The sequence below is a fragment of the Neomoorella stamsii genome (assembly GCF_002995805.1).
Taxonomy (GTDB): Bacteria; Bacillota; DSM-521; order Neomoorellales; family Neomoorellaceae; genus Neomoorella; species Neomoorella stamsii.
In genome coordinates this window covers 215655-231551 of the sequence record NZ_PVXL01000046.1, presented here as the reverse complement: position 1 = coordinate 231551, position 15897 = coordinate 215655, and the positions used below count along the sequence as shown (strand labels likewise).

At 55.2% G+C, this 15897-nt stretch carries 15 protein-coding genes; 12 read left to right on the top strand and 3 right to left on the bottom strand.

Annotated elements, in window-relative coordinates; translation table 11 throughout:
* The first annotated feature begins 41 nt into the window (after positions 1-41).
* The 9 genes from MOST_RS10405 (at position 42) to MOST_RS10365 (ending at position 8343) form a co-directional block, all read left to right on the top strand.
* Positions 42-1187, top strand: a complete 1146-nt coding sequence (locus MOST_RS10405) for a dihydrolipoamide acetyltransferase family protein (RefSeq protein WP_244267011.1) — start codon at positions 42-44, stop codon at positions 1185-1187.
* A gap of 44 nt (positions 1188-1231) precedes the next feature.
* The gene (locus MOST_RS10400; protein WP_129588679.1) at positions 1232-2410 is read left to right on the top strand and encodes a uroporphyrinogen decarboxylase family protein; all 1179 of its coding nucleotides are present in this window, start codon (positions 1232-1234) and stop codon (positions 2408-2410) included.
* A 20-nt stretch (positions 2411-2430) separates the two neighbouring features.
* Positions 2431-3198, top strand: a complete 768-nt coding sequence (locus MOST_RS10395; RefSeq protein ID WP_054936532.1) for an SDR family NAD(P)-dependent oxidoreductase — start codon at positions 2431-2433, stop codon at positions 3196-3198.
* Positions 3199-3239: 41 nt separating this feature from the next.
* The gene (locus MOST_RS10390; RefSeq protein ID WP_054936531.1) at positions 3240-3974 is read left to right on the top strand and encodes a 3-oxoacyl-ACP reductase family protein; all 735 of its coding nucleotides are present in this window, start codon (positions 3240-3242) and stop codon (positions 3972-3974) included.
* 50 nt (positions 3975-4024) lie between these two features.
* Positions 4025-5302: a nickel-dependent lactate racemase family protein gene (locus MOST_RS10385; RefSeq protein WP_054936530.1), complete on the top strand. Its 1278-nt coding sequence runs from the start codon at positions 4025-4027 to the stop codon at positions 5300-5302.
* A 322-nt stretch (positions 5303-5624) separates the two neighbouring features.
* Positions 5625-6074: a hypothetical protein gene (locus tag MOST_RS10380; protein ID WP_106007127.1), complete on the top strand. Its 450-nt coding sequence runs from the start codon at positions 5625-5627 to the stop codon at positions 6072-6074.
* A 20-nt stretch (positions 6075-6094) separates the two neighbouring features.
* Positions 6095-6766 carry an MBL fold metallo-hydrolase gene (locus MOST_RS10375; protein WP_054937776.1) on the top strand — a complete coding sequence of 224 codons (672 nt, stop codon included), beginning with the start codon at positions 6095-6097 and terminating at the stop codon, positions 6764-6766.
* Between the two features lie 103 nt (positions 6767-6869).
* Positions 6870-7553, top strand: a complete 684-nt coding sequence (locus MOST_RS10370; protein WP_054937777.1) for an IMPACT family protein — start codon at positions 6870-6872, stop codon at positions 7551-7553.
* A gap of 91 nt (positions 7554-7644) precedes the next feature.
* Positions 7645-8343: a cell wall hydrolase gene (locus MOST_RS10365; RefSeq protein ID WP_106007126.1), complete on the top strand. Its 699-nt coding sequence runs from the start codon at positions 7645-7647 to the stop codon at positions 8341-8343.
* 97 nt (positions 8344-8440) lie between these two features.
* Here MOST_RS10365 and MOST_RS10360 read toward each other — a convergent pair whose 3' ends face one another.
* Positions 8441-9676, bottom strand: coding sequence for a competence/damage-inducible protein A (locus tag MOST_RS10360; protein WP_083476776.1), 1236 nt, complete (start codon positions 9674-9676; stop codon positions 8441-8443).
* 57 nt (positions 9677-9733) lie between these two features.
* On the bottom strand, positions 9734-9865 hold the full coding sequence (locus MOST_RS18250) for a hypothetical protein (protein ID WP_269085191.1): 132 nt from the start codon (positions 9863-9865) through the stop codon (positions 9734-9736).
* A gap of 204 nt (positions 9866-10069) precedes the next feature.
* Between MOST_RS18250 and MOST_RS10355 the strand changes: the two genes are divergently transcribed.
* The gene (locus MOST_RS10355) at positions 10070-11233 is read left to right on the top strand and encodes a S1C family serine protease (protein ID WP_054937778.1); all 1164 of its coding nucleotides are present in this window, start codon (positions 10070-10072) and stop codon (positions 11231-11233) included.
* Between the two features lie 182 nt (positions 11234-11415).
* Here the strand turns inward: MOST_RS10355 and MOST_RS10350 are convergent, their stop codons facing one another.
* Complete coding sequence (locus tag MOST_RS10350) at positions 11416-12918, bottom strand: amino acid permease (protein WP_054937779.1); 1503 nt, start codon at positions 12916-12918, stop codon at positions 11416-11418.
* Positions 12919-13030: 112 nt separating this feature from the next.
* Between MOST_RS10350 and MOST_RS10345 the strand changes: the two genes are divergently transcribed.
* Positions 13031-14767: a M1 family aminopeptidase gene (locus tag MOST_RS10345; RefSeq protein ID WP_054937780.1), complete on the top strand. Its 1737-nt coding sequence runs from the start codon at positions 13031-13033 to the stop codon at positions 14765-14767.
* A 70-nt stretch (positions 14768-14837) separates the two neighbouring features.
* Positions 14838-15809: a polysaccharide deacetylase family protein gene (locus MOST_RS10340; protein WP_054937781.1), complete on the top strand. Its 972-nt coding sequence runs from the start codon at positions 14838-14840 to the stop codon at positions 15807-15809.
* Positions 15810-15897: the final 88 nt, after the last annotated feature.

Below are 15897 nucleotides of genomic sequence, written 5' to 3'. Positions count from 1 at the left end.
GCATTTTAGAAGCAAGAGGAGGCGTAACAACTTTGGCTACCATGGTTCTTTTACCCAAGCTCGGTGTTACCATGGAAGAAGGAAAAATCGTTAACTGGTGCAAGCAGGAGGGGGAAGAAGTAGCTGAAGGCGACATTCTCTTTGAAATTGAAACCGATAAAGTAACCATGGAAGTAGAAGCCAGGGAGGCAGGTATCCTGCGGAAGATTCTCATTGCCGAAGGTGAAACGGTGCCGGTAACTACCCCCGTGGCCATTATTGGATCGGCCGATGAAGATATCAGCGAGTTATTAGGTAGCGGCGACAATGTACAAACAAACGCCGGCCAGGCAAGGGGGGCAGCAATGCCGGGGATTGAAGAAGAAAGACCGGGAGCAGCACCAAAAGATAAACCTATCCTGGCCACACCTCGGGCGAAGAAATTGGCCCGGGAGAAAGGGGTTGACCTCAGCAAAATTGAGGCCTCCGGAGAAAATGGACGGATTATTGAGGAAGATGTAATGAAATACCTGGAGTCGACCTCCGCACAAAAGGATTCTATCCCCCTGGAAGGCATCAGGAAGATCATAGCCGAGCGGTTATCCCGGAGCGCCCAGGAACGTCCCCATGTTTACTTTACCAGAGAAATAGATATGGCAACCTGCCTCAAGCTCAAGGAGGAGCTTAATTATAAAGTAACCCTGACCGATTTCTTTGTCTATGCCGTGTCCCGGGCCTTACGCGAGTACCCGGCGATCAATGTTACCCTGGCGGGAGATGAAATCCTCCGGCATGCTGAAGTGAATGTGGGCATTGCCGTAGATGCCGGTAAAGGTTTAATCGTGCCGGTAATAAAAAACGCCGATAAGAAATCTCTCCAGGAAATTGCCGCCGAACGCACCAACCTGGTGCAGCTGGCCCGGGAAGGCAAATTAATAGCCGATCAGGTAGAGGGAGGAACATTTACTGTTAGTAACCTGGGCATGTACGGCGTGGATGAGTTTACGACCATTATTAATCCCCCCGAGAGCGCCATCCTGGCTGTCGGCGCTACCAAAAAGCGCCTAGTAGTAAGCGAGGAAGGGGATATCAGGATCAGGCCGGTAGCTAAAGTCACCCTGGCGGTAGATCACCGGGTCATTGATGGTGCCCTGGCGGCCAGGTTCTTGCAGGCAGTGACAGGGCTTTTAGAAAACATTTCCCTGTGACCGGCTTCCCAACTGCTATCAATTTTGAAAAAGAGGTAAAGGGAATGAGTAACGCCGAGTTAGAGCGTCTGGTAGAGGAAATGGTCGAGGTCGTCCACAGTGATCGCAATGCATACAACGCCCGGTTCTGGCGGCCCCAGCCACCCTGGGCCAGGGGTAACTGGCGCGGCCTGCCGGCCCTCCTGGCTGGCGGCCCGGTACCCTTTGTAGTAGAACCTGATATTTCCCTGTGGGCCGTCATCCTCGGCCTAGATATAGCGCGTTTCTGGAGCGAGCCCGAGGCTTACCTCGCCGGCCAGCTAAAAATGAACCTGCATAAATTCAGGGTTTTTCAGGATAATACTCATTTTACCGGCGAGGTAACCCCCTGGCCGGGGGTTGTTTTTGAATTAAGTTTATTTGGCATTCCCGTTGTCTGGCATGAAGATCGCGGTCCCTGGATTGCCAGTGAACCGGTGTTAAAGGAATATGATGACCTGGACAGGTTGGAGATGCCCGATTTTTATAAGAGCGGGCTGATGCCCCGGGTCCATGAATTCTATGAACGCTTTAATGAAATAGTTAAAGGCAGGTTACCGGTAATTTTCCCGGACTGGGTGTTTGGCCCCTTTGGCGTGGCCATGCACCTGCGGGGCATGCAAAACTTACTGATGGATACCATCCTCAATCCTGAATGGGTACAACGCTTATTACGCTTTATTGTTGACGCCCATAAAGAATGGAGTAAGGCCAGGGCTAAATTTATCGGCCAGCCCATTACCAATGCTAAATTATATAACGATGAAATAGATGGCAATGTCATCAGCCCGGCCCTCTATCAAGACGCTATTTTACCTTACGAACGGGAATTAAGCGATTTTCATGGGGGTATTGTCTACTTTCATAGCTGTGGTAATTTGACCAAACTACTACCCGTAATCAGGAAGCTCCCGGACCTGGAAATGCTCCATATCTCGCCGTGGACAGATCCGGGAGAGGCGTTAAAGTTATTTGCCCCGGAAGTGGCCTTTGATGTTTGCCTGGACCCGGTGGACGATGTAATTGAAGCCAGCGAGGAGCAGATGCAAAGCAAGCTGGAATACCTGGTCAATTCCCTGCGGGGTAAAGCAGCCTTCAGTATCCGGGCCGATGCCTTCCAGGTGATGAATGACCATCCGGAAGATGATTACAAGAAAATTTTACGCTGGTGTGAAATTGCCAGGCTGGTAACCGGGCAAAGTTAACAAGGCGAAGGAGAGGAAAAATGTTTAATGGCCTTTTAGATCTAGGTATAGAGGGAAGGGTTGCTATTATCACCGGTGCCGGACGCGGTGTGGGCCGCGCCACAGCCAGGGTTTTTGCTGCCGCAGGGGCAAAGGTAGTTGCTGTAGATATAGATTGTGATGAACTTAACAATACTATGTCGCAATTACCTAACAATCCAGATCTTCATTTGCGTTTGGTCAAAGATCTATCGCAAGTAGAAGAATGTGAAGACGTGGTAAAGGTAACGGAAAGTACTTATGGCCGGCTGGATATCCTGGTAAATATTGCCGCCATCATCCTGCGTATCCCCCTGGACCAGGTAGATGAAGCCTCCTGGCAACGAACCCATGATGTAAATCTGAAGAGCCAATTTTTCCTTGCCCGGGCTGCTGCTGAGGTAATGAAAAAGGCTAAATACGGACGGATCATCAATTTTTCCTCTCAGGGTGCCCATACCGGCGGCTTCGATAATTCTATTGTTTATAACACTTTTAAAGGTGCCGTATTGACCCTTACGCGCGGCCTGGCCCGCCAGTATGCCGCCGATGGCATATGTGTTAACACCATTGCCCCCGGTCCGGTAAATACCCGAATGATGGCCAACCTTCCTCCCGAAAGATTACAGGAGTTTTTAAACCTCGTCCCGTTAAAGCGCATGGCCGAACCGGAAGAAATAGCTTTATGCGCTTTGTTCCTTGCCAGTAAATGGGCGAGCTATATTACGGGAGCTGTCCTGGATGTGAACGGCGGCCTTTATATGAGGTAGCTTTCTTGGCATGAAAAACCTGTTTATGAGGTGGAACAATTATGCTTGCAGGAAGAGTTGCTATTATTACCGGTTCGGGACGGGGTATTGGCAGGGAAATGGCTGCCAGGTTCGTTAACCGGGGGGTGAAAGTAGTCGTAGCTGATTTATATAATGCTCCAGAAACCGCCAGGGAGATAGGCGATGCAGGGCAGGCCATAGGTATTACTGTAGACGTTTCAAAGGTTAAAAGCATTCAAGAAATGGTAGATATTACTCTAAAAACTTACGGCAGGATTGATATCCTGGTGAATAATGCCGGCATATGCCCGACGACACCCCTGGATAAAATTACCGAAGAAGAGTGGGATCAAGTTTTAGCCGTCAATCTCAAAAGCTGTTTTTTCTGTTCGCAGGCAGTAGCGGAGATTATGAAGGGCCAGCAATACGGGAGAATAATTAACATCTCTTCCTTTGCCGGCAGGGCCGGGGGTATAGCACCGGGTTGTCATTATTCGGCTTCGAAAGCCGGCATTATCGGGTTAACTAAAGCTTTAGCCCGGCTGTTAGCTCCCTATAATATTACGGTCAATGCCATAGCGCCCGGTACTATGGTTAGCGAAATGACCCGAGCCTTTTCTGAAGAAAAAATGGAAGAGATCCTAGCGGCCATACCTCTGGGCAAGCTGGGGCAGCCCTGGCATGTGGCCGAGATGGCCGTCTACCTGGCTTCCGATGCAGCCGAGTGGATCACCGGTGCCACCATTGATATTAATGGCGGTATGTATATGGCTTAGGCATTTTGTGAACGGGTTATTTATTACTGGGCCGGAAGGGGAAGTATTAAGTGAGTTGCCGAATCAGTCTACCTTACGGAACCGACCAACTTACCTTTCGTATTCAAAGAGAAAAAATAGCAGCAGTTTTATCACCAATAGCCATGGAAGAAATACCTCCTGCTGCTGAAAAGATTCAGGAGGCTTTAGCAAACCCTATCGGTTGCCAGGCACTGAGCAAGATAGTGTCACCGACGACCAAGGTAGTGATTCTTTGCGACGACAACACCCGCCTGACGCCGGCCAATCTCATTGTCCCGGCCATACTCAGGGAATTAGCCGGCGGGGGCGTCCGCAAGGAAAATATCAAAATCCTCATGGCCCTGGGCACCCACCGGCCCATGACGCCGGAAGAGTTGAAACACAAGCTGGGTGCCGGAGTTTTAACCGAGGTTGAAGTGATAAACCATGATTTCCGTAACCCGGCGGCCCTATATGATTTCGGCCTTACGGAAAACTGCACGCCGGTAAAGGTAAACCGCCTGGTGCTGGCAGCAGATGTCGTTATCGGTATTGGCAGCATCGTTCCCCACCATATACCCGGCTACAGTGGCGGGGCCAAAATTGTCCAGCCCGGTATATGTGGGGAGGATACCACGGCGGCCACCCATCTCTTGAGTGTGCGTACCCGGCGCAACATGCTGGGCATAGTAGAAAATAGGGTACGGGAAGAGATGGAGGCCATAGCCGACAAAGCGGGAGTAAAATACGTCTTTAATACGGTTCTGGACCCCCAGGGACAGGTGGTTAAAGCCTTCTTTGGTGATATACGCCAGGCTTTCCGCGCCGGGGTGGAGACCAGCCGTCGGGTTTATGGCATTCCTGCCCCGTGGCGGACGCCCATTGTCCTGGCCAGCTCTTACCCTTGCGACCTGGAGTTCTGGCAGGCCCACAAGACATTATACCCTTGCGATATGCTGGTGGAAGAGGGCGGCAGCATAATTATTGTTACTCCCTGCCCGGAAGGAGTGGCGGTCACCCACCCGGAGATGCTGGAATTTGCCGGCCAGAGCCCGGAGGATATTGACGCCCAGATTGAGGAGGGGATTATAAAGGATAAGGTAGCCGGGGCCCTGGCCCTGGCCTGGGCCAAGGTGCGGCAGCATGCCGAGGTTTGCCTGGTCTCCCATGGTATCAGCTCCGAGATGGCGGCCAAACTGGGCTTTAAACACGCTGCTACAGTAGAAGAAGCCCTGGACCGGGCCTGGGCGCGGTTGGGCAAAGGAGCCGGGGTGACAGTATTAACCCATGGAGCTGATACATTGCCCCTGGTGCAGGTAGATGATTAAAACGTGGCCAACTCCCAAAAGGTGGAGTTGGCCATGCTTCTTATAGAGGTTTCTTGGTCGTTTCGGTTATTTTTAGCATAGCCCAATGGCGATAAAACTATAGTTATACAGCTAGAGAGATCCAGGACTTTATCGGTTGCTGAATTTTCCAGGGAAATTACAAAGACTGCTAAAGATGCACCATCAGCGAGGTAAGCCTGATCCGCAAGAGAGCAAGAGCTACTAGGGCTTTTACTCAAAATTAATTTCCCATATGGACAGGCAACTGGTGTCTTTGCTAAAATAAGGATAAAGTGATTAGCAACCGGGAGAGATGGAAATAATGGAGGATAAAATCGAAGCCCTTTATGATCTGGTACAGCAGATAGCCGTAGAGCTTAAGCAAACCAGGCAGGAGCTAAACAATACACGGGAAGTTTTGACGTGGCAGATAGCCGGTGTGCGGGATGAGCTCCAGGGGCAGATAGCCGGTGTGCGGGATGAGCTCCAGGAGCAGATAGCCGGTGTGCGGGATGAGCTCCAGGGGCAGATAGCCGGTGTGCGGGATGAGCTCCAGGGACAGATTACGGATGTTCGGAAGGAACTTACCGAAAGGCTTGAGAGAATTGAGCGGCGGCTTAATGCTACTTTTAACCAGGTAGGTATGCTGAGTGAATTCAGGGTTGAAGTACTGCACAAATTAGAAGAACTTAGTAAAAATCAGGAATCTATTTTTAAAGTTCTCGGCGAACATGAGGTAAAAATCCAAAACTTATATAAGAACGTGGGTTAATTGATTTTAGGGGGGTTACTATGCGCTGGTTAGGACATGCGAGTTTTTACCTGGAAACCCCGGCGGGGGTGCGGCTGGTGACCGATCCTTATGGCCCGCAGGTTTCGCCGGCAGCGCCGGTGGTCACGGCTGACGTGGTGACCGTGTCTCATGAGCACTTCGATCACAATTACCTGGACAATATCAAGGGCAACCCGGAAGTCTGGCGGGGTTTGACGCCGGAGGGAGACTGGGCGCAAGTTGACGTGACCTTTAAAGATGTCCACGCCTATACGGTGCCTACATACCACGACGACGCCGCCGGGGCCAAACGTGGGAAAAACGCTGTTTTCGTGCTGGAAGTGGGTGATCTGCGCTTGGCTCACCTGGGTGACCTGGGGCACGTGCTGAATGATGAACAGGTGCAGAAAATTGGCAGGCTTGATGTATTGATGATCCCTGTGGGGGGGTATTTTACCATTGATGCCGGCCAGGCCTGGCAGGTGGTGGAGGCACTAAAGCCGCGGGTAGTCCTGCCCATGCATTACCTGGTTGCGGGCATGCAGGGCTTCCCTATTGCCGGGGTTGATGAGTTCACGGCCGGCCGGGCCAACGTGCGCCGCTTCGGGGAGGGGAAAATCGACCTGCGGCAGGAAAGCTTGCCTCAGGAAACGGAAGTATGGGTCCTGGCGGCCAGCCAGCCGCGGATTTAACCTGGTAGAGGAGATGACTGCTGAACCCCACCGGTGGGCCTTAATTCCCGCGCGGTGGGGGTTTTTATGCCCTGCAAGAGGCATTGAAGGAGCTGTTTGCATTATGAAGAGAAAAGAAGAGCAGCCCGACGGCTTAGCTGCAAAAAGTGGCGCTTCCTACCTCACTGTTGCCCGGGAAGCCACAGCCGAAATTAAAATCGAGCGTTCCCGTTTCATTGGCCATGCCCGCGAAGTTGATAGTGAGGCGGCAGCCAGGGAGTTCATTGCCAGGGTCCAGGCCGAGCACCGCCAGGCGACCCACAACTGCTTTGCCTACCGGCTGGGGATGGGGAAGCAAGAAATAGCCTATTACAGCGATGCCGGTGAGCCCAGCGGTACGGCCGGGCGGCCAATTTTAGGAGCTATTAGCAGCCTGGGCCTTACCAACGTGGCAGTAGTGGTGACCCGTTATTTTGGCGGCAAGAAGCTAGGGGTACGGGGGCTTATCGAGGCCTACGGCCAGGCGGCCCGCCGCGTCCTGGAAGAGGCAGGGAGCATCCGGCGGGTCGTGACCCGTGAGTTAGAATTAACCTGCAGCTATGCTGAGCTGGACCAGTTGCTCTACCAGATTCAGAGCCACGGTGGGAAAGTGATAGAAACGGAATACGGCAGCGAGGTCCGGTTAAAGGTTGCCGTGCCCCTGTCGGCCTGGGAGCAGGGCCTGGTGCCGGAAAAGCCGCTATCGGAATTAAAGGGCTTTTTAAAGGGAATGAAACTAGATGGTATCCGCGATGAGGAGGATCGGTAATTTACCTGGAAAGCCCCAAAGGATAAATATGCAAGTTTGCAGCCCTTTCTTGCCAAACTATACTTAAATCCTGGTAAGGAAGGGTAGAGAAATGGCCTGGCAATCCAGGTGGCGCCAGTATCTGGAGGAAAAATGGCAGCGGTTGAATGAGGTTATGGTTACCCGGCTGCAGGATGCCGGAGACACTGTTAAGAGAAAGGCACTACTGGCTATAGCGGCAGCCGCTGCCTGGTTCCGGTCAGCCTGGCAGGCTATCCGGGGCGAAATGCTGCGCACCTGGCAGAACCTCAAGCCGTTGCGCCTGCCGGAAGGCTGGCAGGCCCGGGTTTTACTGGGGCTGTTCATACTTATTATTTTAATTCCCGGTATCAATTACTACATAGGCCGCCCGGCCCTGCCACCGCCGGCGACCAAACCTTTGCCCGTAGCCGTCCGGGCTGATGAAACCAACCTCCTCGCCCGCCTGGTAGCTGCTGAAGCTGAGGATGAACCTTATGCCGGCCAGGTGGCCGTAGTAGCCGTAGTGTTAAACCGCCTGCGGGACCCGGCCTTTCCCAAGACAATACCTGACATCATCTTTGAACCCTGGGCCTTTGAAAGTGTGGCCAACGGCCATTACTGGGAGGTACAGGTACGGCCGCGGGATTATGCGGCTACCCGGGACGCTTTAAATGACTGGGACCCCAGCAACGGCGCCCTTTATTTCTTTAACCCCGCCACGGCCACCAGCGCCTGGATCTGGACGCGGCCGCAGATTACCCAGATTGGCAATCATATTTTCACCCGTTAACGGCGAAGAACCGGGCTACTTAAAAGCTGACCGGTAGTAGTAATGCCAGCAGGCGCTTGCTCGCCTGCAAGTCCAGATCGTAGCCCTAGCCACAGGGTTATCCTTGTAACCCCCGCCACAGCAGGTAAAGAGCAGCCTGGGTCGACTGCCACTTGATGTTTTCCCGCTCCCCAATAAAAAGCTCCCGCTGGACTTCTACTTTTCCCTGGATGTCCACTCCAATATAAACCAGCCCCACCGGTTTGGCCGGGGTAGCGCCGCCGGGGCCGGCGATGCCCGTAATGCCAACGCCGATATCGGCGGCAAAAGCCCGGCGCACGCCCTGCGCCATGGCGGCGGCAACTTCAGGGCTGACGGCGCCGTGGGCGGCCAGGGTTTCCTCCTCTACTCCCAGGTATTTCATTTTAGCTTCATTGCTGTAAGCAACCACGCCGCCCAGGAAGTAATCGGAACTGCCGGGGATATTGGTCACCCGGTGGGCCAGCAGGCCACCGGTACAGGATTCAGCTATGGCCAGGGTCAGGCGTCGCCCGCCCAGGATGGCGCCGACGACCCCTTCCAGGGTATCATCGTCGCTGCCAAAGATATACTCACCCAGACGCTCCCGGATGGCTGTTTCCAGGGGCCTGATTAATTCCCGCGCCTGCTCCGCGCTGCCGGCCTGGGCTGTCAGGCGTAAGGTTACCTCGCCGGGCGCGGCCAGGGGTGCCAGGGTGGGGTTGTCGCCGTGGAGCAGGTCTTTAATGGCTTCTTCTACTGCAGATTCCCCCATCCCGGCAATCTTCAGCACCCGGGAAAAGATAACCTCCCGCCGGGCACCGTGGGGTTCCAGCAGGGGCAGGAGCCGGTCCACCACCATGGGTTCAAACTCCCGCGGCGGTCCCGGCAATAAAGCATAGATCTTGCCCTCATGTTCCAGGAAAACCCCGGCCGCCGTACCATGGGGATTGTCCAGGGCCCGGGCTCCGGCCGGGAGCAGGGCCTGCTTCAGGTTGTTGGCAGTCATAACCCGCCGCCGGGCGGCAAAATAGCGAGTGATGTTTTCCAGGGCCGCCGGGTCTTCCACCAGGGGTAAATTCAGGGCGGCGGCCAGGGCTTCGCGGGAGAGGTCGTCTTCCGTAGGTCCCAGGCCGCCGCTGACGATGATCAGGTCGGCCCGCCGCCGGGCGTCGTCAATAGCTTCCCGGATGCGCTCCAGGTTGTCGCCGACTACCACCTGGCGGTAAAGGCTGATGCCGGCCGCGGCCAGCTCCCGGCCTAAGTATGCGGCATTGGTATTGACGATCTGGCCCAGGAGCATTTCCGTACCGGTAAAAATGGCTTCCGCGAGCAAGGGAAAACCTCCTCCCAAACTTAAAAAGCGCCCTGGTACTGGCGCTTAACTTAAAGTTTAATGGGCAGTTTCAGTAGCTGTAGCCGTGGGCCCGTGCTCCCCGTGAGCGCCAAGGTTATTGACGGCAGTCACCAGGAACCCCAGGACCAGCCAGCCGGCCAGGAAAAGCACTACCTGCCACTTTTTCATATTTCCCACCCAACCTTTCTGTGCCGCGGCTTCCTTGTACAAAAGTATACCAGAGGCTTTTACCAGTTGCAATGGCCAGCATACGGCTATATAATGCTAATTGATACAACCCAATTTCTTAATTTTTTCTTAGCTTGTCTTAATCGTTTTTTTACTTTTCTATTTTATAATCATCCCAGGAAAAGATAGCAGGAGGTGTGCAGTATGTGGCAGCGCGCAGGCAAAGCTAAAATTACTGTTTTAGCTGTTTTATTGATATTCCTGGCCGGGGTGGCGGCCACGGCAGGTTTTTACCAGATCACCGGAGCGACGGCCGGGACCCAGCAACCGTCCTACCAGCACGCGGTGGCTGTTAGCGACGCGGTGTCTGCCAGCATCCCGCCGGGGCTGGGACCGGAGGCTATTGCCGACATTGTCGATAAAGCCGGCCCGGCAGTGGTACGTATTGATACGGTTACGGAAACCAGGGTGGCCAGCCCCTTTAACGACCCCTTCTTCCGCCAGTTTTTTGGTGACCAGTTTAATATCGGTCCCCAGGAACAACGCGGTTTGGGTTCAGGGTTCATTATTTCTCCAGACGGCTATATCCTGACCAACCAGCACGTCATTGACGGGGCGAAGCAGGTTAAAGTAACCGTTGTCGGTTTCGATAAACCCTTCAATGCCCAGGTGGTGGGCGCCGACGCTCCCCTGGACCTGGCCGTCCTGAAAATCAATGCCGGCAAGCCGTTGCCCTATCTAACGCTCGGTGATGCCAACAAGGTCCGTGTCGGTGAATGGGCCATTGCCATCGGCAACCCCGACGGCCTGGACCATACGGTAACGGTGGGCGTCATCAGCGCCAAAGGGCGGCCCATCGATGTCCAGGACCGCCATTATGAAAACCTGCTGCAGACGGATGCTTCCATTAACCCCGGCAACAGTGGCGGTCCCCTGTTGAACCTGAAGGGGGAAGTGATAGGTATTAATACCGCCGTTAACGCCGGGGCCCAGGGGATTGGCTTTGCTATCCCCAGCAGCACGGTGCAGCCTGTCCTGAACGATCTGATGAATAAAGGCAAAATTGCCCGGCCATGGCTGGGGGTAGCCCTGGCCTCGGTTACGCCGGAGGCGGCCGACATGCTGGGTCTCCAGAGTCCCGGAGGTGCCCTGGTCGGCCAGGTAGTAGCAGGCAGCCCGGCGGCAAGGGCCGGCATCCAGAAATATGACGTCATTCTCCAGCTGGATGGCCAGAAAATAAAGGATGCCAATGACCTGGTAAATAAAGTCCAGGCCCTGAAGATCGGCCAGCAGGTGCAGCTCCAGGTCTTCCGCCGCGGCCAGCTCCTGGATATCAGCGTGGTCCTTGGCGAGAAGCCGAGCCAGTAAGCGTCCAATCACAGGTGACGCCAGGTAGAAAGGCAGAGGCCGGAAAAGAGAAGCCGTGTAGCCGGGCAAGGCCGGGTTAGCTGGTACCATTCAGCGTGGTCCGGACGACTGAAACCCCGGGAGTGATTTCTCCCCGGGGATTTTTATTTTTCTTACAGGCGGTAGTGTCTTTCGGACCATGGCTATTTTCGCCGCCAGGGCAGGCGCAGGCGCAAAAACAGGGGCGCCAGGGCCGGACGGGAGATAAAAAACGGCCGTAAAGGGGAAAAAGGCCGCGGGTCAGGCCGGGGAAGGGGTGACGGTTCTACCCTGGCCAGGACGCTGTGGTGGCGGCTGTAAGCAAAATAAACCATCAGCCCCAGGGCCATCCAGATGGCGAAACGAATCCAGGTTAAACGGGGCAGGTTGAAGAAGAGGTAAAGGGCAAAGGCCATGGTCACCAGGGACGTCCAGGGCATGAAGGGCACTTTGAAGGGGCGTTCCAGGTCGGGCCGGGTACGCCTTAAAATGAGTACACCCAGGGAAACGATGAAAAAGGCCGACAGGGTACCGACATTGGCCAGTTCGGCGATTACATTAATAGGTAAAAAGCCGCCAATGAGAGCAATGAAGGCGCCGACAACAATGGTTGTGAGCATAGGGGTGTGATAGCGGGGGTGGACCCTGGCAAAAAAGGAGGGCAAGAGGCCATCGCGGCCCATGGCCATAAAGATCCGGCTCTGGGCAAAGATGGTTACCAGGAGGACGCTGGTCAAACCGGCCAGGGCGCCAATGCCAACAATCAGCGAAGCACCCCTCACACCGGCAGCCAGAAGACCGGTAGTTACCGGGGAAGGGGTATTGAGCTGGGTGTAGCTTACCAGGCCGGTCAGGACTATAGTTACGGCGATATATAGTAAAGTAGAGATAGCGAGAGAGCCGATGATCCCCCGGGGCAGGTCTTTATTGGGATGGCGCACTTCTTCGGCGGCCGTAGAAACGGCGTCGAAGCCGATATAGGCAAAGAAGATAATGGCCGCACCGTGGATGACACCGGGGATGCCAAAGGGAAGAAAAGGACGCCAGTTGGCCGGGTTAACCCGGGGAATGCCCAGTACCAGGAAGGCCAGGATCACCAAGATTTTGATGGCCACGATAATCTTGTTGGTGGTGGCGCTGGTAGTTGTGCCGATTATGGCTAGTAGAGTCATGAGGGCGGTAATGAGGATGGCCGGCAAATTAACGAGGCCACCGCCGGCAGGAGAATTAACCAGGGCCGCAGGCAGGGAAATATCCACAGAACTGAGCATATCGGTGAAATAACCGCTCCAGCCGGCAGCTACCGCCCCCGAGGCTACCATGTATTCCAGGATCAGGTTCCAGCCGATAATCCAGGCAATAATTTCACCTAAAGAAGCATAGGCATAAGTATAGGCGCTCCCGGCCACGGGGATCATGGCGGCCATTTCGGCGTAGACCAGGGCCGCCAGCCCGGCAGTAATGCCGGAGAGGATAAAGGAAAAGACCAGGGCCGGGCCGGCATAATTGGCCGCCGCTACTCCAGTTAGGACAAAAATACCCGAGCCGATTATAGCTCCTACTCCCAGGGCAATTAATTCCGGCGTGCCGATACTACGTTTTAACTTTTCATTATCCCGGGCTTCCTGCATCAGGTCTTTTATGCTTTTAGTCCGCCAGACACTCACCCTGTTCACCCCCTGGATGTGCTTAAATTTATTATGCACCTGGCCTTTTTCCCTATGCGTGTGGCAGGAGAAAGGGTGATGTTGTCGAAATAAAGGGCAAGGCGGTGGAGCGATGCCCAAAAAAATCCTCACTGGCGCCCTCATTGTCCTGCTGGCCCTGGTCCTTTTTTCCGGCCCGGCAGCAGTACCGGGACCAATTCAAACCCTGCCGGAGGTTATTCTTAAAGAGGCCACATTTAAACAGGTAGTCCTGGACCCGCCACCCCTGGAAGCAGGGGGGCATATACTGGTATCGGCGGGGGATTTTTTACCCCTGGCCGGCGGCAGTGCCGACTGGTACAAGAACAGGGGTATTTTACGGGGGAGCAAAGGAACTGCTGTAGTCGCCGGCAGCCTGGCGGCCGAGGTCGATGGAGTACCCCGGCGACTTGACGCGGCCCCGGTTCTGGTAGACGATAAGCTTTACATACCCTTAAGCCTGGCCCTGGAGGTGCTGGGACTGCCTGCCTCCGGCAGGATGGGAGCTGCTCCAGAGCAGGAAAGTACTGATACATACCTCCCTCCCCTGAAGGGCCGGGCCGGTCTGCATTTCCGTTATTATCCCGTGTATGATCTCCAGGCCAGGTATGACCCTGCCAGAGGACAGCTTACGGGGGAACTCCTCCTGGCTTACCAAAATCCTTATCTTGTACCCCTGCGGAAACTATATTTCAATCTCCCGGCCAATGCTCTGTATGGTAATGGAGCGCAATTAACAGTTAGCAGGGTTTATATAAATAAGCGGCCTGTTCCTTTCAATTCCCGGGGCAGTTCCCTGGAAGTCTTCCTACCCTTGAGCCTTGCTCCCCGGGAAACCCTTTCCCTGGCTCTTTCTTTCACTACCCAGGTACCGGAAGAGGCAGCGCGCCTGGGCCGGACCGGAGACACCCTGATGGCGGCCGGCTGGTACCCCCTCCTCGCCCCTCATACTGGGGATACCTGGGCAGGGGTGGCCGGTACACCCTATGGCGACCCGTATTTCGCCGCTGCCGCCTACTACCGGGTGCGCCTCACTATGCCCTCCGGTTACCGGGTCCTGGCCAGTTCCCGGGAAACAGGGCGGCAGGAAGGGGGTGATTGGACCGTCTGGACCTTTAACAGCGAGCACCCCATCCGGGAATTTGCCTTTACGGCCGCGCCTGACTGGCAGTTGGCCAGCCGCCAGGTGGGGGCGGTCCAGATGGTAATAGCTTCCCGGGGAGAGCCGGCGGCGGCCGCCCTGGAGGTGGCCGGCCAGGCTTTAGACTTTTTCCAGGCAGCCTATGGACTCTATCCCTACAGTTACCTGCACCTGGCTTTTGTCCCTCTGGATAACCTGGCCGGCATGGAATACCCGGGCTTTATTATTTTAAGTAACCGCAAAAGTTATAGTCCTGCTACCGTTGTCCACGAAATCGCCCACCAGTGGTGGTACAACCTGGTAGGGAACGATAGCCTTCATGCGGCCTGGATTGATGAAGGCCTGGCCGAGTACAGCACTCTCCTTTTTTACCGCCAGGGCGACCAGGCCCTCTACCAGGCTAAACTGGCCGAGATCGGGCGCCTGGCGGGCCAGACAGCTCAACCCATTAACTTATCTCTTGAGGAATATGGTAATGAGCAGGCCTACCGCCTGGCCGTCTATAACCGGGGAGCCACATTCTGGCTGGAGCTGGAAGCCGCCGCCGGTACAGCCAGGCTGCAGCAAGCCCTGGCTTATGTCCAGCGTTATTACCGCTATGAAATCGTTCCCCCGCAAGCTATGGTTACTATTCTTACATATTATGGCAGGCTGGCAGCGACCAATTTTACGCCGTATTTACGGAACTAACGGCCCTGAAAAACGTCTAATAATGTAGAAGAAACTTCATGAGGAAAATGGGCAAAAGGGGCGAACCGGCATGAGCCAGGCAGGTAAATATGTGGTGGGGCACTGGCCCTGGGTGGCCAGGATTGGTAAGCACCCGCGGGCCGCCTGGCCGGAAGCGTTGCTGCGGCTGTGGTACCTGGTGACTATAGCTGCCTTAATGGTAGTTGTTACCACCATTGGTGGTGCCGGCTGGCAGCAGGCTGGAGTTACCAGACCGGCATTGGCCTCGCCACCTGTTGCCGGCCCTTACCAGCTGGCCGGGGGCAAGCCAGGATTGTCCATTACCCCGGTTAAACCGGTAGCTGTAGCGCCGATAACTCCACCCCGGCCGGCGCCACCCGTTCCGGAGCCGGAACCCAAGCCCGGGCTCCAGCCCCTACGCCAGGTGCCGGGGGCCGGCCACCGGGTGGCCCTTACTTTTGACGACGGCCCTTTTCCCCGGTGGACTGAACGTTATTTAACAGTCCTGGCAGCCACCAGAACCCCGGCCACCTTCTTTATGGTCGGGCGGCAGGTGGAAGCCCACCCGGAGCTGGTCAGGGCAGCCCTGGACGGCGGCCATGAAGTAGCCAACCACTCCTGGCGCCATGCCAACCTGGGGAAGGTGTCCCAGGCTGAAGCTGAGGCAGATCTCCGGCAGGCGGCTGCCGTCCTGGAGAAAATAAGCGGCCGGCCGGTAAAATATTTCCGCCCCCCCTACGGCGCCATGGGTCCCAATTTGCTGGCGGCAGCAGCCAGGCTGGGTACCCCCATAGTCACCTGGAGCGTAGATCCCCACGACTGGTCCAATCCTGGTCCCAGGGCCATCGTCCAGGGCGTCATGGCTAACGTCCGGGACGGTAGCATCATCCTCCTCCATGAAGGCCACCCCGGCACCCTGGTGGCCCTGCCGCTCTTGATTAAAGAGCTGCGGGATAAAGGCTATCAACTGGTAACCGTGTCAGAACTGATAGCTCAAGGGGAAAAACACGATAATAGCGCCCCTGCCGCAAAAACCCAATAAAAAACTGCCAGTCTCCTGCCTCCAACTTCTCAAATGGTATATCTTGCATAATAGCGAACCCCTGCGGTATAATTAAGGCGAAAATAGA